Origin of the sequence: Oceanospirillum linum, assembly GCF_001995095.2 — a bacterium.
Taxonomy (GTDB): Bacteria; Pseudomonadota; Gammaproteobacteria; order Pseudomonadales; family Halomonadaceae; genus Oceanospirillum; species Oceanospirillum linum.
Genome location: NZ_MTSD02000048.1, coordinates 1 through 553, shown reverse-complemented (window position 1 = coordinate 553; position 553 = coordinate 1). Strand labels below are relative to the sequence as shown.

Annotated in this window: 1 protein-coding gene; it reads right to left on the bottom strand. The window is 50.3% G+C overall.

The window, feature by feature from the left end; translation table 11 throughout:
- On the bottom strand, positions 1 to 553 hold a 553-nt coding region (locus BTA35_RS16560), incomplete at both ends, for an Ig-like domain-containing protein (RefSeq protein WP_139363700.1).

Here is a 553-nt window from a genome sequence, read left to right as displayed (position 1 = left end):
GTACGTTCAGCTTCCGCGGTTTTGCTATTGCCCGCGGCATCGGTGGCGGTAACAGAGGCATCAATAGAGTTATCCGCTTCCAGATCATCAGTTTTAACCGGGATGCTATAGGTCAGGTCACCAGAGGCATTCTCTACAACATTACCGGTATAGGTTTCGCCATTAACGGTTAGCGTGACTTCATCACCGGCTTTTACATCACCGCCGACAGTACCGGTTACGGACGTGAACTCTTTATCCGCTTCTTCCGCGTTCAGAACATCATCACCGGCGATGGTATCGATGGTGATGGAAGCGTTGATCTCGGTATCCACATCAAGAGTACGTTCAGCTTCCGCGGTTTTGCTATTGCCTGCACTGTCCGTTGCGGTAACCGAGGCATCAATGCTGTTATCCGCTTCCAGATCATCGGTTTTAACCTGGATGCTGTAGGTCAGGTCACCAGCAGTGTTCTCTACAACATTACCGGTATAAGTTTCACCGTTAACGGTCAAAGTAACTTCATCACCGGCTTTTACATCGCCGCCGACAGTACCGGTTACGGACGTGAACT